The organism is Clostridium sp. CM028 (genome assembly GCF_030585565.1).
Taxonomy (GTDB): Bacteria; Bacillota; Clostridia; order Clostridiales; family Clostridiaceae; genus Clostridium_AD; species Clostridium_AD estertheticum_B.
Genome location: NZ_CP077766.1, coordinates 3,521,180 through 3,544,540 on the forward strand (window position 1 = coordinate 3,521,180; position 23,361 = coordinate 3,544,540).

The window sequence follows — 23,361 nt, forward strand, 5'->3', positions numbered from 1 at the left end:
TTACAATATATATGGATTTTGAAATTAGGATTACAATTAATAAGTGTATCAAGTGAAATGCAGCGCAGGAGGGATAACAATTGTTATCTACCGCAGAGCAATACAGGAGGGAATTTTTATGGATTATAAAAAAATAGTTGCAGAAAGAATTAAACAATTGGTGGAGCTCGATATAGAAACAATAGAGAAGTTAATTGAAATACCCCCAAGACCTGAAATGGGAGAGTTTGCTTTTCCGTGTTTTCAATTAGCAAAAACTATGAAAAAAGCGCCTAATATGATAGCTAATGACCTAAAAGGAAAAATTGAAAATGAGGGTTTTGAAAAAATAGAGTGCTTTGGTCCTTACTTAAATTTCTTTCTAGACAAAGGAGTATTTATTAAAAATACTATAGAAAAAATATTAGAAGAGGGAGAAAGCTATGGTTCATCTAAAATAGGTGAAGGTAAGAATATGATAGTAGAGTATTCATCACCTAATATAGCAAAGCCATTTCACGTAGGACATTTATTCACTACAGTTATAGGTAACTCTTTATATAAGATACTTTCTTTTGAAGGATATAATTGTACTGGAATTAATCATCTTGGGGATTGGGGAACACAATTTGGTAAGCTTATTTACGCCTATAAAAACTGGGTAGACGAAGATGCATTAGAAAAAGAGCCTATTAATGAATTATTAAGAATTTATGTGAAATTCCATGAAGAGGCTGATATTGACCCAACACTTAATGATGAAGCAAAAATGTATTTTAGGAAATTAGAAGACGGTTGCGTTGATGAAGTTAAGCTTTGGACTAAATTTAGAGACTTAAGCCTAGTAGAGTTTAAGAAACTTTACAAAACTTTAAATGTTGAATTTGATTCTTATGCTGGGGAAAGTTTTTACTGTGATAAAATGGATGACATAATAAAAGACATAGATTCAAAGGGCCTACTTGTAGACAGTAATGGAGCTAAAGTTGTAATGCTCGATGAATACAATATACCACCTTGCATAATTAAAAAATCAGACGGTGCTACAATTTATGCTACTCGTGATTTAGCTGCAGCAACTTACAGAAAGAAGACTTATGATTTTCATAAAAATATTTATGTAGTTGGAAAAGATCAAGCTCTTCATTTTAAACAAGTATTTACTACTTTAAAGCTTATGGGCAATGAGTGGGCAGATGATTGTGTGCATGTACCTTTTGGCACAGTAAGATTTGCAGATAAAAAATTATCTACAAGAAAAGGCGATGTTATTTTCTTAGATGAATTATTAGATCAAGCAGTGGTTAAAACTCTTGAAGTAATAAATGAAAAAAATCCAGAGCTTGAAAACAAAGAAGATGTAGCTAAAAAAGTAGGAATAGGTGCTATTGTATTCACTTATTTAAAAAATCATAGAGAAAGAGATATTGTCTTCAATTGGGAAGAAATGCTTAGCTTTGATGGGGAAACAGGTCCTTATGTGCAATATACTTATGCAAGAGCAAAAAGCATATTAAGAAAAGTTGGAGAAAATAGCAATAAACCTGAAACTAATGAAGTTAGAACTAATGTAGAACCTGATTATAATAAATTAAATTCTAAAGAAGAATTTGAACTTGTTAAGCAGTTAGAAGGTTTCCAAAGTGCAATTATGGCTGCTATTGATAAATTAGAACCATCTATGGTTACAAGATATGTTATTGAGGTAGCAAAGGCATTTAATAAATTTTATAATCAGCACAATATATCAAATTTAGAAGATGAATCGAATAAAAAAGCAAAAATTAAAATGGTAGAATCTACTTGCCAAGTAATCAAGAACGCGTTAAACCTTATAGGGATAGAAGTTGTAGACAGAATGTAGCATATACTCGGTATTCCTTTGGATTTGCGTTATTGCAATTATTTGCAATAACGCTGTTTTTAATGTATTATTAGATTATAGAAAAATGTAAAACTTGTTTAGAATTATTTAGCAAATAAAAAACACATTTGTTGTAATAGATACTTTTCTTTTTTTATAGATTAGGGGGAACTATGTTTATCAAAAAATACAAAATTAAGGTTATTTTGCCTAACGAAATTTTCACCAAATATAAGATGGACACTATTGCGTATTTAGATATTGAAGCTACAGGGTTCGATATGGAATATGATAAAATAGTATTGATATCTTTAGGGTATTACTTAAACAAAGATGAATTTGAAATCGTTCAATATTTTGCGGAGGCGCCAAGCGACGAGGAGAGTCTTTTGAAAGAACTTAAGAAAGCGATGGGTAATTTTAAAAGATGGTGTTCTTATAATGGAACAGCCTTTGATGAGCCCTTCATAATTAGAAAGATGTACAGATATAATCTTGGGTTTAGAATGCCAAGGGAACATATAGATTTATTTAGGATTATAAGACCTTTTCATAAAAAAATGGGAATTAAAAATTGCAGTTTAAAAAGTGTAGAGCAGTTCACTGGTATTAACAGAAAAGATGAAATAAATGGGGCTATGTGGGTTGAACTATATAATGAATACCTAGTAAAACATGATGAAAAGTCTAAGGAAATTCTTATGCTTCATAATTATGAGGATGTTGTGAATTTGCCTAAAATTTTCAATGTAGTTGATATTATTGAAAATGATTTGGATCTTAAGAGAAAAGAAAAATTAGCTAAAAAACAAATAGCTTTTTTGAAAAGTAATAGAACCACTAATGAACCACTAAAAATGGTGAGTACCAGGTTATCTATATTAGCAAAATAGTGCAGAGTTAAGATTAAAAAAAACAGTGGTATAGTACAAAAATGTACTATACCACTGCTTTTTTTATTGAATTTTATTGGGGGGCTTTAGCTCACAGCTATGGCTACAGCCTTTACAGCCATTTCCACAACCACAATCACCACTTGCTTGCTTTTTTATATTAGAATACAAGATATATCCAGCTACAACTATAATCACACCAACAATAATAAATTCCACGCTAGCATCACCTCTTTATATTTTATACTATATATTTTATGCTATAAATTTTTTATTATCCAATTATAACACTACCTACATTAAATATTATAAAAGAAACTATCCAAGCTAATAGCAATTGATATGTTAAAGAAAAAATTGCCATTTTATTTCCATATTCCTTTTTCATAGTTGCGATTACCGATACACAGGGAGTATATAATAATACGAAAACTAAGAAACTATAAGCCGATAGTGGCGTAAAATAATTAGCTAAAATATGTTTTAAATTACCTCCATATATAACACCCATTGTACCTACAACTACTTCCTTAGCCATAAGACCAGTTAAAAGTGCTACCGAATTTTGCCATGAAGCAAATCCAAGTGGTATAAATACTGGATTTATAAATTTTCCTATTGAAGCTAAAAAGCTAATGTTTATATCAACCATACCTGTAGTATTGAAATTTGATAAAAACCATATTATTACGGAAATTGAGAAAATTATAGTGCCGGCTTTCTTTAAGAAGCCTTTACCTTTTTGCCAAGTGTGTATTAATAAGCTTTTTGGTTCTGGTAATTTATATACAGGTAATTCTATAATAAAAGGTTCTTCATCCTTTTTGAATAAAGTATTTTTAAATAGTAGGCCAATTCCAAAGGCTAAACCAATACCTAGTAAGTATAATGAAAATACCATGAAGGTTTCTCTTCCAGGAAAAAATATTGATGCAAACAATGCATAAACTGGAAGCCTGGCATTGCAGGACATAAGAGGAACTAAAAGTGCTGTTAATTTTCTGTCTTTATCACTCTCTAGAGTTCTAGCAGACATTATAGCTGGAACAGAGCAACCGAAACCAACAATTAAAGGAATAAAAGCTTTACCTGATAAGCCCATTTTTCTCATTAACTTATCCATTATAAAAGCAGCTCTTGCCATGTATCCACTGTCTTCTAAAAATGAAATACCTAAGAATAATGTCAATATAACAGGTAAAAATACTATTACGGAACCAACTCCGCCTACGATACCATCAATTAGTAGAGAAGAAAACCAAGCGCTGTTACTCGCAAGTACAATACGTAAAAATGGAACGAAAAAATCATTAAGCAAACTATCTAGAAGATCAGCTAAAGGTTGTCCAACCCAGGTAAATGTAAACATAAAAATTAAAAATAAACTTCCGAAAAATAGCGGATAAGCAAGTATTCTATTAAGCACAATTTTATCTATTTTTTCTGTAATAGAAGCTTTATTATCAGTGTTTTTATTAGTAATTGATTTTAATAAACATTCAATGTAATCATAAGTTTCTTTTTCATCTTTAAATTTTAGACTGTTTGTAGAAGTGGTAATATAATCCTTTTTGAGGAGGCAATCGCGAACATCAGAAATACCTTTACCTTTTGAAGCTACTATAGGTATTATTTTTACCCCTAGTTTTTGTTCTAAAAGTTTTAAATTAATGTCTATTCCCTTAGATATTGCTACGTCTATCATGTTTAATACTAAAATTATCGGTTTGTTAAATTGTTTTAATTGAGTTGTAAGGTATAAATTTCTATCAAGGCTCGATGCATCAACAATATTTACAATTACATCTACGTTACTGCTTTGCAAAAATTCCTTGGAAACTTTTTCTTCGTTTGAATAAGTGTCCATGGCATAAATACCAGGCAAGTCAACAATTTTAATTTTATTAGCTATAAAGCCTTCTTTTTTTTCTACGGTCACTCCAGCCCAATTACCTACATATTGGTTAGAACCTGTAAGTGCATTAAATAGAGTTGTTTTGCCAACATTAGGATTACCTAGTAAAGCAGCAGTAATCATTCAAATCCTCCTTATTATATCTCGCTATAATAATTATGCAATTTTTATAGATATATTTTTAGCGTCATTTTTTCTAATGGCTAAATTGAAACCGCGTAAATTTATAATTATAGGATCCCCTAGAGGTGCGGTAGCTACTAATTTAACTTCAGTACCTTCTATGAAGCCTAATGCGAGTAATCTTTTAGCAAATTTATCATCCCCGCAAACGGAGTCAATGAGCGCTTTATCTCCTGGCTTTAAATCGTAAATACTTATAATAATCACTCCTTAATGAAAACAATTCTCAATTGTAATTTTAACATGTTTATCTATTAGTGTCAATATGAAGTAACAAGAAAAATCATTAAATTTTAAAAATGATTTTATAAAATAGTGGAAATGTGATAACATATAAATAGAGCAGAGGTTTAAATTAGACATGTGCAAATTTACGGTTTTGCTTTTTAGAAAACTTAGTAGAAAAGAGTGATATTGTGATTACAAAACTTAGTAGTATTAAGGTAGGGGAAATTTCAGTGGAAGGGGCCCTTACTATAGACGGAAATAAGCAACTCTTTAAAGATGCATTGTTTTTTGATTTAGAACATTACATTTATAAAAAGCCCATATGTATAGGAGTTTTTGGGTGCTGCTATTATGATGAAATTTCAAATGAGTTAAAGGTTACCCAATATATGGCGGAAAATAAAAAAGATGCTATAGAAATATTATCTTTAGCTAAAAATTATTTTGAAGAAATGAAGATGAAGTATAATAAAAAATTCATCGTTACATTTTCAGGGAATAATGATTTTACAGTTATAAACTATTTGTTAAAAGCTCATAAAATAGATTTTATACTAGAAGGGTATTTTGGCGAAGTAGATTTGCAGAAATGTTATGAAAAAGCTGAAGGAACATGTATTGGGCTTAAAGCTCTAGAAAAGATATTTGAGATTGATCGCGAAAGTGAGGTAATTAGTGGCTCTAATTTAGCTAAAACCTTTGGTAAAATAGTAAAAGATGCTGAGTATATAAATAGAATGCCTAAAGAAAAAAAAGAAAAAATATTATTATATAATCAACAAGATGTTGTTAGTTTATTTTATATATATGTTGATTGGTACAATAAAATACAGTTAAAAACTGAGGAAAGCATAGCACATCAATAGCTGTGTTTTTTTATTTGCTAAAAAATTTTAGATTAACTTAGTAATGAGGAATACTGTAAGCATTTCCATAATAATTTAATAGAAGGGTGTTTTAAAATTATTAGAGGAGGGAAGCATATGGAGCAGACTCGGAGAAACATTGATGCAGCGATGGGAAGGGTTAAAGCAGATTTAGTGCTAAAGAATGCGAATTTTATAAATGTGTTTACTGAAAATATAGATAGAGGGGATATTGCTATACTAGGCGATACTATTATAGGAATTGGTGAATACGATGGAACCGCTGAAATTGATTGCTCAGATTTATATGTTTCGCCGGGATTCATTGATTCGCATGTACACATAGAATCCTCCATGATTATGCCCAAGCAGTTTGCGGAGGTGATAATTAAAAAAGGTGTAACTACAATAATAGCAGATCCACATGAAATAGCTAATGTAGAAGGAATGAACGGTATTAACTTTATGATAAATAATAGTAAAAAAGCACCTATAGATGTTTTTTTTATGCTACCTTCTTGTGTTCCGGCAACAAACTTTGAGGATAGTGGATTCGTTCTTAATGCTAATAATTTTGATAAATTAATCAATAATAAGCTAGTTTTAGGTCTCGGTGAAGTAATGGATGTGACCGCAGTTACAAATAAGGATGAAAATATATTAAAAAAAATAGATATAGCAAAGCACAAACATATAGATGGTCACTGTCCTAATATATCGCCTAGGGAGTTAAATGCATACTTAAGCTGCGGTGTAAGAACAGATCATGAAAGCGAAAATGCCAAAGAAGCCTTACTAAAAGTTAGTAGGGGAATGTACGTAATGCTGCGAGAAGGATCAGCTGCAAGAAATTTAAAGGAAATTCTTCCCGCTGTTACCAAGAATAACTTCGGAAGATTTTTATTTTGCACGGATGATAGACATGTAGACGATTTACTAGAGAGTGGCTCCATAGATAACTGTATTAGAATTTCTATAAAGCAGGGAATTAATCCTATAAATGCGTTTATAATGGCCTCATTTAATGCAGCTAAATGTTATGGTTTGTTGGATAGAGGAGCTATAGCACCAGGATATAAAGCAGATTTAGTGCTATTTGAAGACTTAAAGGGCGTAAATATAATGAAAGTTATAAAAAATGGTAAAGAGTATAAAGAATTACCGGGCACAAAACATGTAGACTTAAAAATAAAATCGTCCATGCATATGGATTTTATAGATAGTGAAATTTTCAAAGTTAAAAGTAATGCTAAAGCTGTAAATGTGATAAAATTAATTCCGAATTCCTTGCGAACTAAATTGGTACAGAGGAAAACAGAAAGTGAACTTGGTTATATAAAGAGAGTGGCAGAAAGAGATGTTTTAAAAATAGCAGTAATTGAAAGACATCATAATACAGGTAAGCATTTTGTTGGATTTATAGAAGGATTAGGATTAAAACATTGCTCCATAGCACAAACTATAGTCCATGATTCTCACAACCTTATAGTCGTTGGAGATAATGATAAGGACATGGAGGTGGCAGTTAATACTCTTGTTTCGATTGGTGGAGGTATAGCTATGGTGTCTGAGGGGAAAGTTATTGCTCAGCTAAGCTTGCCAATTGCGGGGCTAATGACCTTTGAGTCCCCATATATGGTGTCAGAGCACCTAAATAGGCTTAGTAGAATTGCCAGAGGCTTTGGAGTACGAGAGGAATATGACCCTTTTGTAAGCTTATCTTTTATGGCACTTCCAGTAATACCTGAAGTTAAAATTACTACTAGAGGATTGTTTGACTATAATAAGCATGCATTTATAAAGCTTATTGTCGAATAATAGCGGAAATAAAAATCTTACAATAATAATTAATATTATTGTAAGATTTTTTTTAAACCCATTTCTAAATGATGAACATATTAATTAATAAAGTATATTTATGAAAAGGAGATATAGGGATATTTATTTATCCCACAAAATTAACGTTTTCTTTATAATTATGTTGAATATTCATAAAAAACTATGCATATAATTTGCAAAATAAGGGGTGCACTGATGGCGGGTATTGTGATTGGATTTAAAAAAAATAAAAAATCCGTAAATATTTTTGATATGAGTACATATACTGTCAGAGGGGTATTTAAATTTAGCGTACTAAATATTATATAATGTGTTATGAAGCTATTAATGAGAAATTTAATAACAGTGAAAACATGATTAGGAGTGGGGAAATATGAGTCTTCAAAATAAACAGAAATTAGGATATATACTTGTTCAAACCAAGAAAATAACTGAAGAACAGTTGAAATCAGTTTTGAAAAAACAAAGAATATCTGGGAAAAGACTTGGAGAACAACTTATAGAGGACAATATTTTAACGGAAGATGTAATAATAGATGTACTTGAAATACAACTAGGAATTATGAGAGTAGATTTAGAAAGAACTGTTGTAAATATGGAAGCAGTTAAATGTATATCTGAAAGTCTAGCTCTTAGATACAATTTGATTCCTATAGATATAGAAGACAATAAAATCAAAGTTGCTATGGCAGACCCATTAAATGTGTTTGCAATCGATGATGTGGGCATATCATCAGGTTACGAGGTAGAACCTTTAATTACAACTCAAACAGCCATTAAAAAGTCTATAGATAGATATTACTCGTCGCAATATGTTCAAAAGGCAGCAAATGAACTAGTAAAATCTCAAACTCAAAGTGATATAAAGGGACTTAGCGTGGAGGAATCTGATAGTCTTGAAAACATTAAGAATGCTCCTGCGGTAAGGCTTGTAGATTCTCTAGTTAAAAATGCAGTAAAAAGCAGGGCTAGTGACATTCACATAGAACCCTTTGATGAGTATGTTAGGGTTAGATATAGAATCGATGGTGAGCTTCATGAAGTATTGAAGTCTCCCAAGGAAACCTTAGCTGCATTGGTAACAAGAATAAAAATACTTGGTAACATGAATATAGCAGAGAAAAGACTTCCTCAAGATGGAAGAATACTAATGAATATAGAGAAAAAAGATTACGATCTTCGCGTATCTATTCTTCCTACGGTTTATGGAGAGAAAGTGGTTATTAGAGTGCTTGACAGAGAAAACTTTCTTAAATCTAAGAAGCAACTAGGATTAAGTAAAGATGACTTAGAAAAGGTAGAGGGTATAATTAAAAGCCCTTACGGTATTATTTTAGTAACGGGGCCTACAGGAAGTGGTAAGTCTACCACGTTATATAGTATTTTAAGTGATTTGAATAAGGAAAATACTAATATTATAACTGTAGAAGACCCAGTAGAATACTTAATAGATGATATAAATCAAGTTAATGTGAATATTAAGGCGGGACTAACCTTTGCGTCAGGCCTTAGATCTATTTTAAGACAAGATCCAGATATAATAATGATAGGTGAAATCAGAGATAGTGAAACAGCAGAAATAGCGATTAGGTCCGCTATTACAGGACATTTGGTTTTAAGCACTATTCATACCAACGATGCGGCCTCAGCAGTAGTAAGACTTTCGGACATGGGAATAGAACCATACCTAGTGGCAACTTCGGTAAGTGGAGTTATTTCACAAAGACTTGTGCGGAGGATATGTAAGCACTGTAAAACTTCTTTCGAAGCTAGTAGTTATGAAAAAACAATATTAGGATTAGAAGAGCAAGAGACGCTAAAGCTTTATAAAGGCGAGGGTTGTACCTACTGTAATAACAGTGGGTTTTCGGGCAGAACAGGTGTCTATGAGATTATGGAAATTACTAGAGAAATAAGGGAAAGCATTCTACTTAACAAAAGCATAGATCAAATTAAAGATATAAGCATTAGAAATGGAATGAAAACCCTTAAAAAGTCCTGTGAGGAGCTGGTTTATAGTGGTGAAACTACAATAGATGAATTAATAAAAATAGCTTTTTCAAAGGATAGTTAGCAGTCGTGCTAACTATAAAGGGGGTGTACGAGTGCCGGTTTTCGTATATGAGGCAAAAAACGTTCAAGGTGTTTCATTAAAAGGTAAAATGGAGGCCTCAAATGAAAGAGCTGTAAGTATGATGCTTAGAGAGAAAAGCTATTATCCTGTTAGAATAAAAGAATATAAGAAATCCTTAAATGTAGATTTAAGCTCTCTTAAAATGGTTAGTACAAAGGATATATCAATATTTTGCAGACAGTTTTCAGTTATAGTTTCTGCGGGAATCAGTATAGTTAAGGCTGTAGATATAGTTAAAGAACAGACAGAAAATCCAAAGCTTAAAAAAGTTTTATATGTTGTGAGCGAAGAGATACAAAAGGGCAAAACTTTTTCAATATCCCTTAGAGAACACAAAGATATTCCAGATATGCTAGTAAATATGGTTGAGGTTGGAGAAACTAGCGGGAATTTGGACACAATTTTGGGAACATTAGCTAAGTATTATGAGAATGAGCATAAACTACAGCAAAAAATAAAGCAGGCCATAACATATCCAAAGGTTATTGTTATTTTTTCATTTATTGTTGTAACTGGGATTGTAATCTTTGTGGTGCCTACATTTACAAATATGATTATAGACGCAGGAGGAAAAATTCCACTTCCTACTAAAATTGTTATGGGCATCAGTAATTTTTTTAGAGAAAATATAATAGCTGTAACTTTAATTATGTTATTTACTTTTCTATTGTTTAAAATTTTGGGCAATAAGGGTAAGAGAAAATTGAGAAATGATAGATATACTATGAAAATGCCTATATTTGGGAAGCTATATTTGAAGATTGTAACAGCTAGATTTGCTAGAACATTTGGAATACTTTTATCTAGTGGAGTACCAATGATTGAAAGTTTAGAAACCTGCGCGAAGGTCCTTAATAGTAGAACAATTAGTGATATACTTTTTTCTATTAAAGAAGAAGTTAAAAAAGGGATAGGTCTTGGTGATGCTTTGTCAACTAGGGAAATCTTTCCACTGATGCTTACTCAAATGATTAAAATAGGTGAAGAATCTGGTAATATGGATGAGGTCTTAAAGAAAACGGCTGATTTTTATGATGATGAGGTAGCGAGCGCTACAGCACAAATGACTGCTTTAATAGAACCCCTTATAATAATAGGATTAGCAATGGTAGTCGGATTTATAGTGGTATCAATAATACTACCTATCTTTGGCATGTATGATGCAGTAGGGGTCTAAAGGGTCTAAATTTGATAATTATCAAAGCTAATACTTTGATGAATATAAATATTATATGAAAAGGGAGGAATTATAAAATGATTGAAACGATTATTAAAAAGAAGAAAAAAGGATTTACACTTATCGAGCTTATTGCAGTTATAGCAATACTTGCTATACTAGGTGCTATTTTGGTGCCAAAAATTACAGGCTATTCCGACAGTGCTAAGAAAGCTAAGGCTATATCGGATGCTAAAATTATAGTGAATGCAGCAGCAGCCTACAATGCTGATCATGAAACTGCACAAATTGCAGATACAGGTACTTTTAAACTTGGATTAGATGCAATTATAGGAACTGGAACTGGAAAAGTTATAGAGGTAAAACCTAGTGAATTTTCTGAGGTCACAACATTAGCACAATTAAAGGTGATTGCAGCTGCTGGCAAAGATCATATAATTCTTGATAGTAATGGAATGGTAACATCTAACTAATAATTTAAGGTTTTTAGCTTAATCAAGGTGATTCAATGCTTTGGTTAAGCTTATTATTGAATGAAATTTTATTACTAAACATGAGGTGAATTAAGTGTTTGAAAAGGATAGAATTGCTCTAGACTTAGGTTCTACCAGTATGAAAATAATGATAGGTAATAAAAAACAAGTTAAGTTATTTGAAACTATAAAAACCTCAGAGGGTAGCATTAAAGATGATAAAATAGTGAATCTTGAAGAAATCAAGGATTCACTTGGAGTGTTTTTAAAGAAGAACAACATTAGAACAAAGGAGATTGCCTTTACTATCCATGGACAAGAGGTTATATCAAGACATACAGAAATGCCAATAATGGATGATAGAGGAATAAAAACTTCACTTGAATGGGAAATGAATCAGTATCTCCCAAGAGATATAAGCGAATACACTATCGATTATGAAATTATAGAGAAAATAGATACCTCAGAAAAAAAAGCATTAAGACTTTTAGTTTCGGCTGTACCTAAAGAAAAAATCAACCAATTAGTTAAAATTTCTCAAATGTTAAATTTAGAGATTGTAGCAATAGATATTTCTTCTAACTGTGCACGAAGAGTGTTTAAAGATGCTTCAAAAAAGAGTACTTCATCAGAGAATATTGGAGTTATAGATATTGGTAGTAACAATACCAATATAATAATATTAGATAAAGGAAAACTTTTTATTGAAAGAGAAATTCCATTTGGTGTAAATAATATACTCAAGGAAATTATTAAAAAAGAAAACATTGAGCACATTAGTGCATTTGAATATTTAGAAAAAAATATTAATTTTATAGAAAATAAAGATGATAATGAACTTGAAGGCAGAATAAAAGCACTTTTTAATAATGTTTTATTATCTTTAGAAAAAATAGTCACTTTCTTTACAATAGGTAAAACTAAGGGTAATTTGGATAGTATATATTTAATTGGCGGAGGTTGTGTAATTAATGGTTTAAGTGAATACGTTAGTAATTATTTTAACTGCTCTGTATATATTTTAGATGATGCTAAGAGTATTGGAGTGAAGACAATAATTCCTACTGAATGCAATATAAAACATTTTATTGGCACCCTAGGCCTTTTACTTAGAAAGGAGTAACTCATGTCTGAATTAAATTTAATACCCTACGAACTAAAGGTTAAAAGAGAGAGGAAATTAAAAGCCAAGAACTATATTTCCATGGGAATTATAGTTCTTGCAATACTCTTTACAATTGTATATGTCCCGAAGCTTTATTTGAATAAGCTTATTTCAGATGAATCGGATTTTAAAACTGAAATTGCTGACAATTACGAAGTCGTTCAAGAAAACAAAAAGATTTTGTCAGATATTAAAAACTATAACTTATATAATAATGAAGTAGATTTATTAATAAAGCAAAAGGTAAGTGTCACAAACAAAATTAAAAATCTTGAAAAATATATTCCGGTTGATGTATCACTTACAGATATTAATTATTCAAAGGGAACAATAATGATAGGTGGAGCTTCAACAAATTATGCTTCAATTAGCACTTTTGCTGCAAATCTTCAAATGTCAGTTGAGTATCCAATAGCTAAAATTGGTAACATAAATAACTCTGATATTAAGACAAAAGGGTATACATTTACTATAGAGATAAGTGAATAGAAATATTTAGAATTTTGAGGTGATTTTATTGAGCAGTTTTAGTAAGAGAGAGAAACTTCTGGTTATAGTAGGAACCATTTTAGTAATCTTGTATCCATATTACAATCTTTTTCTAAAACCAATAAGTCAAAAAATAAAGATTGTAAATCAAAGCATAAGCGATAAAAAGATAGAATGTGATTCGATTGAAAAATTTAATGGTTCAAATATAAGTAATACTGAAAAGCTAGAAGATATTAAAAATATATATAATGAATCAGTAAAGGTGCTTCCTGAAAATGAAAGAAATCCTGAGATATCTTATAGCATAAATACTTTTGCCGCTAAGAATAAAATTAAACTAATTTCTGTTGCCTTTGGGCAAAGTGTAAATTATTCTTCCAAAAATAGTGTGAATAATTCTGCAAACATCACTGCAAATGCCAATGAAGTAGATAGTTCTATTGACAGTACAAATCATAAATTAATGTTTGTGCCAGTAACAGTTATAATTAACGGTGATTATTCATCTGTTTTAAGTTTCATTAGTGACATAGAAGGGGATAGTAGATTGGCTGAGATAGTTGATATAAGTATGTCTTCAACACAGGGAGAAAGCAAGGGGACACAAGCAACTATTGTTTTGAACTACTATTCTACTGAAGGTACTATTAAAAACAAACCAAGCTATGATTTTAAGGATGATAATGTTGGGAAAAGTAATTTGTTTAATTAAGGGGCTTGATATTAGTGTCTAGGAGCAGAAATATAAAGTTACAAAGGCATAAGGGATCTTCTTTATTACTGGTAATTGCTATAGTTGGTGTTTTACTTATCTTGTGTTCGGCTTTAGGAACTAGTGTAGTTTGGGAAGCTAACAATGCAAGAAATCAAGAAAAAAAGACACAAGCATATTATATAGCAAGAGCGGGGGCGGAAGCCGCGGCTAAATATATAGAATCTATGAACAGTAAGGATGTGAGTACATTGGTATCTCAACTTCCACTCCATTCTGATAATACTATTTTTGGTAATGGTAATTTCAACATAACAATACCGGCTATAACAAATGGAAAATTACTAATTAAATCAACAGGTAAAGTTAATAATGGTAAAGACTCCGGTGGAAGTCCAAAATATATTACAGATACAGTTACAGTTGTTCTTAAAAATACTATATCACCTACAATCATTACTACAGCTATTTTTGCTAATAGTAGTATTATTCTTAATGGCGGTAGTGTGGATGGAGATATTGGGACCAACTCTATAGCTGCTAATTCAATTAAGTATTATAAGGATGTAATTACGAGCGGTCATAAAATTATAATTCCTAATACTGGGAACAATGGTGAATTAGAAGGTGCAGTAGTTAAAAAGCAAGGAAATTGGATTAAACTTGTACCCGTAGAGAATTCACCTAACACTGTTGTTGGAAATTACCCAACGCCAGTTATGCCAAGATTCCCAAATGGTCTTGCAAATATGGGTAATATTACGATTAATGGTGCTAGTAGCGTAAATATTAGCACTGATGGATGTTATGAAAAAATTGAAATATTAGATGACACTACTCTAACTATTAATACAAGTACAGGGGATAGAAATATAAGAATAAAAAATTTAAACATGAAACAAGGTAAAATTGTAATTACTGGAGGTAATAAAGTTAATCTATATGTGGACTATTGTACTAACCTAAAAGGATATGTTAACAGCGATGGAAAATCAAATGGAGATAAAAACAAATTACAATTTTATTGTAACAATACTACTCCATTTACTATGGATGCTGAAACTCATATTTATGGTTCTGTTACATGGGGCACAGGGGAGATTATATTAACTGGATCAGGTGCGATTATAGGAAATTTGACCTCCATAGGAACATCCATTCTTTTTGATGGTGGAAGCTTTTTAGGTTCACAAATTTTATATGCACCTAATGCAGATATTACTTTAAATAGTGGAAAGATTACAGGCGCTGTTATTGGAAATACAGTTACCGTCACTAATAGCGGATTTGTAATAAAGTTACCTAGCGACCTGCCACCTTTATCTGTTAATTCAGATAGATACAAAATCTCCTATTGGAAATAAAAAAAAATTATTTTTAGGAAGTGAGTTTATGAAAACTGTTTCAAAACAAAGCGGGGTTACATTAGTAGAAGAAATCGCTTCGCTTGCAATAATTTCAATAGTATTAGTTGCATTTTTACCAGTTATTACAGGTAGCTTAAAAAACATTCATGTTAATGGTAATAGGACTATAAATGTTTCTTCTGCTGAAAATATAATTGGGAATGCAATAAAAGGTAATTCGACTACAGGTGTAGTTCAAACAAGCAAGATGATTCCAATGACGTTGAAAAATTCTGAGGGCATAATGATACTAACACCTGGAAGCATTAAAGGTACGGTGTTTACTTTTGATAAAAGTGGCGACAACCAAACAACGCTATCTACCTTTGTTCCGTTGGATGAAGTGCTTAGAGGAGAGTAATATTAAATGAATCAAAATAAGGGCTTTCATAAAAAGGGATTTACACTATTGGAATTGGTTGTAACAATTCCAATAATGATAATGGCTATAGCTTTAATTTTTTCTATTGGAGATTTTGGAAATAGATATTTCAAAAAAATTAATATACAAATGAATAATCAACAAGTTGTTAGACTAGTTGGAGATTATATTAAAAAAGATATTAGAAGTGCTAAAATAATAAATAGTGACAAAACAATTGTTAAAGAACAAAATGTGAATGTTAATTATTATGTATTAGCATACACAGGTAATCACTTAGTAAAGCAAGTAAGGAAAAATAGTGATGAAACTTTAGTTAGTGAAATAACCATAGGTGATATGCTAACAGATTTATCTTTTTTGACTGCTACGGATAAGGGGATGCTAAAGTATAAAGTAACAAATAATGCTAACGGACAAAATTATAGTGTAACATATGAAGTTGTACTTGATAACATAAGTACGGTTGTGTTACCTAGTGCCAGTACACCAACTATATATTATGCAAATAATTAAAGTAATAAATAATAAAAATAGTTTAACATTTTAAAGACATGTCAACACTTTCAAAAGAGGTGATGGCATGTCTTTTAAAATTACGTGGAAAACGCATGTAATATGCATTTTAATAACATTTATAACCGTAAAGCTCCTGGGGAGTAGCGCAAATAACATACTAGATAATTTCTTTCTAAAACCTTTTATTTTTTACCCAACGTCAAACTTAATCATTAATTTTTACATATATGTGTTGCTTCTTATGATTCCTATATCAATTGTCCATGAGAGTATACATGGATTAGCATTTTTAGCTTTTGGTGGTAAAGTTAGGTATGGATTCAAAGGCATTTATGCATATACCCAGGAAATATCTGAGCTACCTATAGATCGCACTAAATTTCTAATCATCCTTATGGCACCTTTAACAGTACTGTCCATTATAACATTATTGCTACCTATTTGGCTGGGAGGTATAATATTCCTGATTAATTTACTAGGAGCTTCAGGGGACTTGTATATGTCTTTTAAGCTAATAAGGTATGACTTTAATAGTAAAATAGTTGATAAAAAATATGGATTTGATGTAGTGTAGGAAAGCCATGGGTTGAAATAGCAGTCCATAGCGTTCCTATTTTTTTAATAGCATCTAGATTTCTTTTACTTAACTAATGTGAGCAGAAACTGATGCATGCAAATATGTATATAAATAATAAATAAGGATAACATTGTAAATATAACCATGGTAGTCAGTTTATAGTTCTTCTATAAATTGGCTACTTATTTATGGAAGAAATACAGAGTCCTATAAAACGGGTCTCACATGTAAAACTCAACTCAATTAAAAGTTATTAGCTCTCAAAAGGAGTTAAAATAAAAAGATAACAAAAGGGGAAACAAAGAATGATGAAAAATGTTAAAAAGAAAAAAGGATTTACCCTAATTGAACTAATAATTGTAATTTCAATTATTGGGATTTTAGCGGCGATTGCGGTGCCTAAGTTTAGTGGGGTACAAAAGGATGCTAAAGCAAAAGTTGATGTAGCTAGCGCAAAGGTTATTGGTGATGCCACAAATACTCTTATTGCTAAGGATGGCATAACAAAAGCAACTTACTTTAAACCAAGTCATTTAGGCAAAGAAATAACGGATTATCTTCAAGTAGAGCCTGATGTTAAGGCAGTTACTGATGGTGAGTTTTTTGTTGAAATCGATGGTAATGACAATGTTTTTGTTACAGTTGGCGGCGCCCAGTTGTATCCTAAACAAAAGGGAGTTTATCCTCCCGCAAAATAATAAGCATATCTGTAGTCTTATTTATTTGTCCAAAGTTTTAATGACTTTGGACTTTGAATTATTAGACATTCACAAGATTACGTTGCATTAATATTTGAAAAAACTTTATATTAAAGTAATCCTCCTAAAACATCTCATTTTGTGGATTTAATTATCATTAATTTATATTTTGAATGTTATTATTTGCTTATATATGTTAAAGTAATAATGAAAATAAATACAATAGAGTTAAAAACTTATATTAAAATAGATTAATATAAATGCTTCTTTGTATTTAAATATAAAAGCAAATTCAAGGAGGTTCTACCTATGGAAAGTATTTTCGGAATAATTATTTTTATCTTAGGATTATTAATAGGAAGTTTTTTAAATGTATGTATATATAGAATTCCAAAAGGAGAAAATATAGCATACCCAGCATCGCACTGTACTTCTTGTGGCAGTGATATTAAACCTTATGATCTTATACCAGTATTCAGTTGGATTTTTTTAAGGGGCAAATGTAGAAATTGCGGAGAGAGGATATCTAGCAGATATGCACTGGTAGAAATTACAACAGCTATATTTTTTTTATTAACTTATTTTCAATATGGAGCCAGTATTTATCTAGCACGGTATTTAATACTTATACCTTTTTTAATAGTTATAGCTATGATAGATTATGATACTATGGAAGTATATACCACTACAACATGGTTGGCTGTTGCTATGGGTATTGTTTTACTAGGAGTGAATATCTACATGGGACAATCAATAGTTACCTACATTTATGGAGGGATACTCGGAGCAGGTACAATTACCTTTATTATATTATTGTCAAAACTTATTCTTGGGACAGAGGGTATGGGTTGGGGAGATGCAGAGATTTGCGGGCTTTGTGGTTTGTTTTTAGGGTTTAAACTAACCATTGCGATGATGTTCTTTTCTTTTATAATTGGGGGAATCATTGGTGTTTATTTAATGAGATTCAAGAAAAAGAATGGTAGAGCAGAAATGCCATTTGGTCCATCTATTATAATAGCCGCTTTTTTAATGATAATTTGGGGTGATAAAATTTTAAACTGGTACTTGAATTTAATTTTATAATTAACTGTAAAATTTCAAATATTTGCAAATGACAGTCTAAACATAAGGACTTTAATGAAAACTAGAGGATTACTCGAATAGTTTAGGTAATCGCTAAACTACCTAGAATGGCGACCTTTGGCTCTTGTGAATAAAAGTTGTATAATAAGTCATAACTGAATCGGTTATGGAAGGTTGATAATATGCAAAACATTTTGCAGAACATGAATAATAGAGGAAAGGAAAAACCCATGAAAGCTAAAAAAAGTGATTATCTTCAAAAAATTTACGAGAAAAATACTAGTACAGGAAATTATGTTATACAGGTAGCTATAGATAAATACACTGACATATTTAATGAATGGGATCGTGCTCCTTTTAGAAAAAGAGATATGGATCCGGATTTAGCACTTTTTCTTGAAAACTGTTTTGAAGATATTCCGGCTAAACATGGAGTAGATATATGTTTCTACTTACCTAAAGAGGGAAAAGATGTAACCAGAGAAGAATTGTTAATTGCAGGTATTAAAACTTATTATTCCTTTTATTTGCATCAAGAAATTAGAGTTTTAAAGGGGAATTATAGTAGGTTATTCAAATATTTAGTTTCATCATTTAGTTTACTAGCAATGTCTATTTTTTTAGGTACAATAGTTGGTGAAAACATAATCTTAGAAACATTGCAACAAGGATTTAACATAGGCGGCTGGGTATTTTTATGGGAAGTTATTTCAATAGTAATATTTAGAGGACGCGAAGTTAGTTCTGAAATTAATAAATACCAGAGATTTTTAAATTCATTAATTTATTTTAAATATGGTAATGAGAACCCGTTATCATAGGATAGTTAAAAGCTAAAAAGGTAGATATTTCTGCAACAGCAAAAATATCTACCTTTTTTATTACCTTTAGGAAATATTAAACTAACCTTGTTACGGTTTTGTTTTAAAATTTAAAGGATTCTTCTAAAAATGTATATTTAGGAAGACCATTTTCTATTGATATTTTTGGTTCCCCCATTATTAATGGCAAGGTGTATTCGTATGCGTCGCGCGTAACATTATTACCTTCCGAATTTATCCATTCCAAAGGGAAGTATTTTATGTTATTTGCAACATGTACAGTATCGAGCGCAAAAGTTGCAGAGGTGTAAGGATCGTTTGAAAGTCTTCTTATACCTATCATATTTCCGCTTATTCCATCTATAGAATAAATAGCAGCGGCTTTTCCTACTTCATATGCTTCATCAATATCTGTTTGAGATGCACAGTGCATTGAACAACGTTGAGTTGTAGAAAGTTCTAAAACTCTAACTTTTTCAGCGGTACTCGTAGTTAAAATTAAATCCTTAAGGTAGGCACAAACACCACCTAATTGAACATGACCAAATTTATCGAGGCATGTTGCTCCCATTTCACCTAAGAATTTACCTTCTTTAGTTCGGATGCCCTCAGATACTACTACGAAAACATGATTTTTTTCAGTAAGTTTTTTACTGACATCTTTCAAAAATTTCTCTACATCAAAAGCTACTTCTGGTAGATATATAAAATCCGCGGCAGGTTTACCGTTAATAGTTGCAAGGCAAGCACTAGCAGCGAGCCACCCAGTATCACGTCCCATAGTTTCAAGTATGAAAACCCCTTTTGCAGGATAAACACTGGCATCTAGGAAGTTTTCAAGAACTTGAGTGGCAATTAGTTTAGCTGCGCTTCCAAAGCCTGGGGTATGATCCATAATTGGTAGATCATTATCTATTGTTTTAGGAATGCCAATAAATTTTATATCCTTATTATGCTCAGTTGCGTAAACGCTAAATTTATGAACAGTATCTTGTGAATCATTCCCCCCGATATAGAAGAATGTTTTTATTTCATATTCTTCTAATATTTCAAAGAGTTTTATGTATTCCTCGGTGCTTTTTTCAAATGGTTTTAATTTATATCTGCAAGAACCAAGACCAGAGGAAGGCGTGTATTTTAATCCTTTAACATCATCATAGTTAATGGTGGATAGGTTTACAATGTGGTTGTCTAAAATACCTTGTATTCCATATATACCAGCATAAACATTATCATAATAGTGAGAATTTATATTTGCGTCTAGTAATCCTATAGCACTAGCATTTATTACGGAAGTTGGACCTCCTGATTGCGCTACGATACAATTTTTCATTAGAGAATCTCCCCTTTCAATAGAACTTAAATTAATAGTATGTTCTTATAGCACATACCTATTTATTATAATGCACATAAAAACAAATAACAAGCCAGTATTATAGCGTAACAGGTGATGTTAAAAAAAAAGACGAAAATCTATAGAACTATTAGAAGTTTCGTTTAATAATAAAATTGTTGCAAAAATTCGAAGACTAATTTTGAAATTAATGATAAAATATATATATAATATTTTAAAAATTCTGTGAAGTTTTTGGTATTAAAATCAGGAGGGATACAATGTCGATTAATAAAAATAAACATAAAAAAGAATTGAAAAATAATATAATTTTAAAAGAAGTTAATATAAGAGGAAATTTATGTGGGGAATTTGCGGAGTATACTATTGACCATGTATATGAGAATAAAGGAAGCAATAATGTAGAAGCAATTTATACTTTCCCAATTCCAGATGGAGCTATAATATCTGGTTTTGAAGCAGTGCTTGGCGGTAGGACTATAAAGGGATTAATACAAGATAAGGAAGAAGCAAATAAACTATACGAAAATCTTAAGGGAAAAGATAATAACACTTTTATGCTGGAAGAATTTAAAGATAATATAGTTAGAATATTTATTGGCAAGATAATTCCTAATGAAGTTGTGAAAATTAAAGTGTCTTATATAGAAGAACTTAGTTATGAAAATAGAAACTTAAAATTAATTATTCCAACTATAATAACTCCAATAAATCTTTCTACTAATAATAATTTACTATCTAATAAAGATAGTAGCACCAATGAAAATTATAAGTTCACTTTAAGCCTATTAGTTGAATCCTTAACAAAATTAAAATTTAAATGTTCTTCGCATAAACTCAAGGTTGAATATGAAGAAAATAATTTATATAAAGTAACGTTAGATGGAAAAAATCAAAAAATGGATCAAGATTTAGAAATAGTACTAGAAGAGCAAGAAAAATTAGAAACTACAGGAATGATATATGATTATCCGAGAGATGATAAGGGGATTTTATATTTAAGGTTTATACCAGAGATTGAAATAGAACAAAAACCGACTGGAGAAAATTATATATTGCTGTTGGATATATCAATGGATGAAGATAAGTTAATAGAAGGTAAAAATGCGCTTCAACTATGTTTAAGAAATTTAACACTAGGAGATACCTTTAATATTGCAGCGTTTGGAGATAAGCTTAATTACTTCTCTAAAGAGATGAGGGTTGAGTTTAACGAAGAAAATTTAAGCAGTGCTAGCAAGTGGATTGAAGAACTTACAACAGAAAAAGATGCAGCAATTTTTGATGCAATAAAATATGCACTACTTGGGAAAAGTGAAAAAGAAGAAAATATAATATTCTTATTTACAGATGATGTGGTTGAAAATGAAAAAGAAATATTGAATTTTGTGGAAGAGAACATTAAAGAAAGCCGAATATTTACTTTTGGAATAGATACTTCAGTAAACAGTTATTTCATAAATAAATTAGCTCGTATTAGCTATGGTGCTGCAGAAGTTATTTCCTCAGATGAGAGAATTGAAGATAAGGTGCTTAGACAATTTAATAGAATCAAAAATCCTCAAATTACTGACATTGAAATTGATTGGGGTAAAATGAATGTGGAAACAACATTCCCAAGAACTATTGAATATATGTATGATAAAGAACCATTTTCAATTTTTGCTAAAATTAAAGGAGAAGTTGGCGGTGTTGTAACTTTAAAAGGAAAAGTTGGTAACAATAGAATTCAAAGAATAATTATGCTTAATGAACTTGAACTAGAAGAAAATGTGAATTTAATTGAAAAAATGTGGTACAAAAAACGTATAGAATCTCTTCAACACAGAGTCAAGTATGAACGAGGGGAACTTCGTGATGCAATGAGCAATAAAATTGTTGAAATTTCTAAAAAGGTTGGTATAATTTGCAAAGAAACTTCTTTTATTCTTTATGAAGAGATGGAAGATCCAATAATAGGAATAAGAATAAGAGAGATTTTACCCGTTAAAACAACGAAAAAATTAGGGATTTCCTGTGAAAGTTTAGATGAAGACTCTGAATCAACAGCATTTTATTATAAAGATTTATTAAAACTAAAAGAAGGCAATGATAAATATTCTAATTTTCAAAGAAATGAGTTATTAAGGATTTTGGCGTCGAACCAATTTGCCAGCGGAGCTTTTGGTATTAATGTGGAAGATAAATTAGAAAAAAATATAAAATACACTGTAAAAGCTATATTAGCATTTATCATAGGCAGTGAAGACACTAAGAAGTATACTAATCAATTAAATAAATCTATAGAATTTTTAAATGGAGCATTAGGAAAGAATGATTTAGAAATAAACAAAGAAGAATACCTAAATTTATTGTTAGTTTTTAAATTGGCTATTAAAAAGAATATAGCACTATCTTTTCACAAAGAAAATATTGATAAGAAAATTAATGAAATCAAAGAAAAATTTGAATTGCAGAATGTTGATGTAATTGAAATGCAAGATGAATTTATTAATAGGTTAAGGGAAAGTTCTAATGAGCCTAAAGACACACTTAATTTTATAATTGACACCGCTATTTTAAAAACTGTTTAAAATTCACTAGAGTTTTTAAGTATTA

22 protein-coding genes are annotated in these 23,361 nt (G+C 30.6%); 18 read left to right on the forward strand and 4 right to left on the reverse strand.

All coding sequences use genetic code 11. From position 1 onward, the window contains the following. Positions 1-118: 118 nt before the first annotated feature. The gene (argS, locus tag KTC94_RS16460) at positions 119-1,843 is read left to right on the forward strand and encodes an arginine--tRNA ligase (protein ID WP_216301686.1); all 1,725 of its coding nucleotides are present in this window, start codon (positions 119-121) and stop codon (positions 1,841-1,843) included. Between the two features lie 173 nt (positions 1,844-2,016). Continuing rightward, the gene (locus tag KTC94_RS16465; RefSeq protein ID WP_216301687.1) at positions 2,017-2,736 is read left to right on the forward strand and encodes a ribonuclease H-like domain-containing protein; all 720 of its coding nucleotides are present in this window, start codon (positions 2,017-2,019) and stop codon (positions 2,734-2,736) included. Between the two features lie 63 nt (positions 2,737-2,799). Here the strand turns inward: KTC94_RS16465 and KTC94_RS16470 are convergent, their stop codons facing one another. The 3 genes from KTC94_RS16470 to KTC94_RS16480 are packed head-to-tail and all read right to left on the reverse strand — an operon-like array spanning position 2,800 to position 5,032. Then, positions 2,800-2,955, reverse strand: a complete 156-nt coding sequence (locus KTC94_RS16470; protein WP_220286014.1) for a FeoB-associated Cys-rich membrane protein — start codon at positions 2,953-2,955, stop codon at positions 2,800-2,802. A 55-nt stretch (positions 2,956-3,010) separates the two neighbouring features. Then, on the reverse strand, positions 3,011-4,774 hold the full coding sequence (gene feoB / locus KTC94_RS16475; protein ID WP_216301688.1) for a ferrous iron transport protein B: 1,764 nt from the start codon (positions 4,772-4,774) through the stop codon (positions 3,011-3,013). A 33-nt stretch (positions 4,775-4,807) separates the two neighbouring features. Beyond that, positions 4,808-5,032, reverse strand: a complete 225-nt coding sequence (locus tag KTC94_RS16480) for a ferrous iron transport protein A (protein WP_165414912.1) — start codon at positions 5,030-5,032, stop codon at positions 4,808-4,810. Positions 5,033-5,250: 218 nt separating this feature from the next. On the opposite strand from KTC94_RS16480, the gene KTC94_RS16485 reads away from it, so the two are divergent. From KTC94_RS16485 to KTC94_RS16555, 15 genes are all read left to right on the forward strand, one after another. Beyond that, a complete protein-coding gene (locus KTC94_RS16485; protein ID WP_216301689.1) occupies positions 5,251-5,928 on the forward strand; it encodes a ribonuclease H-like domain-containing protein in 678 nt (225 codons plus the stop codon). A gap of 117 nt (positions 5,929-6,045) precedes the next feature. Further along, positions 6,046-7,746: an adenine deaminase gene (gene ade / locus KTC94_RS16490; RefSeq protein ID WP_220286013.1), complete on the forward strand. Its 1,701-nt coding sequence runs from the start codon at positions 6,046-6,048 to the stop codon at positions 7,744-7,746. A gap of 394 nt (positions 7,747-8,140) precedes the next feature. Further along, complete coding sequence (locus tag KTC94_RS16495; RefSeq protein WP_220286012.1) at positions 8,141-9,841, forward strand: GspE/PulE family protein; 1,701 nt, start codon at positions 8,141-8,143, stop codon at positions 9,839-9,841. 31 nt (positions 9,842-9,872) lie between these two features. Next, entirely contained in the window at positions 9,873-11,078 is a 1,206-nt protein-coding gene (locus tag KTC94_RS16500) for a type II secretion system F family protein (RefSeq protein ID WP_220286011.1), read from the forward strand. Positions 11,079-11,155: 77 nt separating this feature from the next. Next, on the forward strand, positions 11,156-11,551 hold the full coding sequence (locus KTC94_RS16505) for a type II secretion system protein (protein WP_220286010.1): 396 nt from the start codon (positions 11,156-11,158) through the stop codon (positions 11,549-11,551). 94 nt (positions 11,552-11,645) lie between these two features. After that, positions 11,646-12,674 carry a type IV pilus assembly protein PilM gene (gene pilM / locus KTC94_RS16510; protein ID WP_216301694.1) on the forward strand — a complete coding sequence of 343 codons (1,029 nt, stop codon included), beginning with the start codon at positions 11,646-11,648 and terminating at the stop codon, positions 12,672-12,674. A 3-nt stretch (positions 12,675-12,677) separates the two neighbouring features. Then, positions 12,678-13,205, forward strand: coding sequence for a PilN domain-containing protein (locus tag KTC94_RS16515; RefSeq protein WP_220286009.1), 528 nt, complete (start codon positions 12,678-12,680; stop codon positions 13,203-13,205). A 28-nt stretch (positions 13,206-13,233) separates the two neighbouring features. Further along, positions 13,234-13,920: a hypothetical protein gene (locus KTC94_RS16520; RefSeq protein WP_220286008.1), complete on the forward strand. Its 687-nt coding sequence runs from the start codon at positions 13,234-13,236 to the stop codon at positions 13,918-13,920. Between the two features lie 14 nt (positions 13,921-13,934). Next, positions 13,935-15,284, forward strand: a complete 1,350-nt coding sequence (locus KTC94_RS16525; RefSeq protein WP_220286007.1) for a hypothetical protein — start codon at positions 13,935-13,937, stop codon at positions 15,282-15,284. Between the two features lie 28 nt (positions 15,285-15,312). After that, positions 15,313-15,687 (forward strand): type II secretion system protein, encoded by a 375-nt coding sequence (locus KTC94_RS16530; RefSeq protein ID WP_220286006.1) that lies wholly within the window; start codon positions 15,313-15,315, stop codon positions 15,685-15,687. 6 nt (positions 15,688-15,693) lie between these two features. After that, complete coding sequence (locus KTC94_RS16535) at positions 15,694-16,224, forward strand: type II secretion system protein J (RefSeq protein WP_220286005.1); 531 nt, start codon at positions 15,694-15,696, stop codon at positions 16,222-16,224. A 67-nt stretch (positions 16,225-16,291) separates the two neighbouring features. Continuing rightward, entirely contained in the window at positions 16,292-16,801 is a 510-nt protein-coding gene (locus KTC94_RS16540; protein WP_220320153.1) for a DUF3267 domain-containing protein, read from the forward strand. A 308-nt stretch (positions 16,802-17,109) separates the two neighbouring features. Beyond that, complete coding sequence (locus tag KTC94_RS16545) at positions 17,110-17,502, forward strand: prepilin-type N-terminal cleavage/methylation domain-containing protein (RefSeq protein ID WP_290441233.1); 393 nt, start codon at positions 17,110-17,112, stop codon at positions 17,500-17,502. A gap of 309 nt (positions 17,503-17,811) precedes the next feature. Next, the gene (locus KTC94_RS16550; protein ID WP_216301701.1) at positions 17,812-18,588 is read left to right on the forward strand and encodes an A24 family peptidase; all 777 of its coding nucleotides are present in this window, start codon (positions 17,812-17,814) and stop codon (positions 18,586-18,588) included. 182 nt (positions 18,589-18,770) lie between these two features. Beyond that, positions 18,771-19,409 carry a hypothetical protein gene (locus tag KTC94_RS16555; protein WP_165411984.1) on the forward strand — a complete coding sequence of 213 codons (639 nt, stop codon included), beginning with the start codon at positions 18,771-18,773 and terminating at the stop codon, positions 19,407-19,409. 103 nt (positions 19,410-19,512) lie between these two features. Here the strand turns inward: KTC94_RS16555 and KTC94_RS16560 are convergent, their stop codons facing one another. Beyond that, on the reverse strand, positions 19,513-20,742 hold the full coding sequence (locus KTC94_RS16560) for a 6-phosphofructokinase (protein ID WP_216301702.1): 1,230 nt from the start codon (positions 20,740-20,742) through the stop codon (positions 19,513-19,515). Positions 20,743-21,023: 281 nt separating this feature from the next. Here KTC94_RS16560 and KTC94_RS16565 point away from each other — a divergent pair, with 281 nt between their 5' ends. Further along, on the forward strand, positions 21,024-23,336 hold the full coding sequence (locus KTC94_RS16565) for a VIT and VWA domain-containing protein (protein ID WP_220286003.1): 2,313 nt from the start codon (positions 21,024-21,026) through the stop codon (positions 23,334-23,336). The last annotated feature ends 25 nt before the right edge of the window (positions 23,337-23,361 follow it).

Excerpts from the sequence above, each read along its gene's own strand:
- argS (WP_216301686.1), top strand. The coding sequence starts at position 119 with ATGGATTATAAAAAAATAGTTGCAGAAAGAATTAAACAATTGGTGGAG.
- KTC94_RS16465 (WP_216301687.1), top strand. The coding sequence starts at position 2,017 with ATGTTTATCAAAAAATACAAAATTAAGGTTATTTTGCCTAACGAAATT.
- feoB (WP_216301688.1), bottom strand. The coding sequence starts at position 4,774 with ATGATTACTGCTGCTTTACTAGGTAATCCTAATGTTGGCAAAACAACT.
- ade (WP_220286013.1), top strand. The coding sequence starts at position 6,046 with ATGGAGCAGACTCGGAGAAACATTGATGCAGCGATGGGAAGGGTTAAA.
- KTC94_RS16495 (WP_220286012.1), top strand. The coding sequence starts at position 8,141 with ATGAGTCTTCAAAATAAACAGAAATTAGGATATATACTTGTTCAAACC.
- KTC94_RS16505 (WP_220286010.1), top strand. The coding sequence starts at position 11,156 with ATGATTGAAACGATTATTAAAAAGAAGAAAAAAGGATTTACACTTATC.
- KTC94_RS16515 (WP_220286009.1), top strand. The coding sequence starts at position 12,678 with ATGTCTGAATTAAATTTAATACCCTACGAACTAAAGGTTAAAAGAGAG.
- KTC94_RS16530 (WP_220286006.1), top strand. The coding sequence starts at position 15,313 with ATGAAAACTGTTTCAAAACAAAGCGGGGTTACATTAGTAGAAGAAATC.
- KTC94_RS16535 (WP_220286005.1), top strand. The coding sequence starts at position 15,694 with ATGAATCAAAATAAGGGCTTTCATAAAAAGGGATTTACACTATTGGAA.
- KTC94_RS16540 (WP_220320153.1), top strand. The coding sequence starts at position 16,292 with ATGTCTTTTAAAATTACGTGGAAAACGCATGTAATATGCATTTTAATA.
- KTC94_RS16545 (WP_290441233.1), top strand. The coding sequence starts at position 17,110 with ATGATGAAAAATGTTAAAAAGAAAAAAGGATTTACCCTAATTGAACTA.
- KTC94_RS16550 (WP_216301701.1), top strand. The coding sequence starts at position 17,812 with ATGGAAAGTATTTTCGGAATAATTATTTTTATCTTAGGATTATTAATA.
- KTC94_RS16555 (WP_165411984.1), top strand. The coding sequence starts at position 18,771 with ATGCAAAACATTTTGCAGAACATGAATAATAGAGGAAAGGAAAAACCC.
- KTC94_RS16560 (WP_216301702.1), bottom strand. The coding sequence starts at position 20,742 with ATGAAAAATTGTATCGTAGCGCAATCAGGAGGTCCAACTTCCGTAATA.
- KTC94_RS16565 (WP_220286003.1), top strand. The coding sequence starts at position 21,024 with ATGTCGATTAATAAAAATAAACATAAAAAAGAATTGAAAAATAATATA.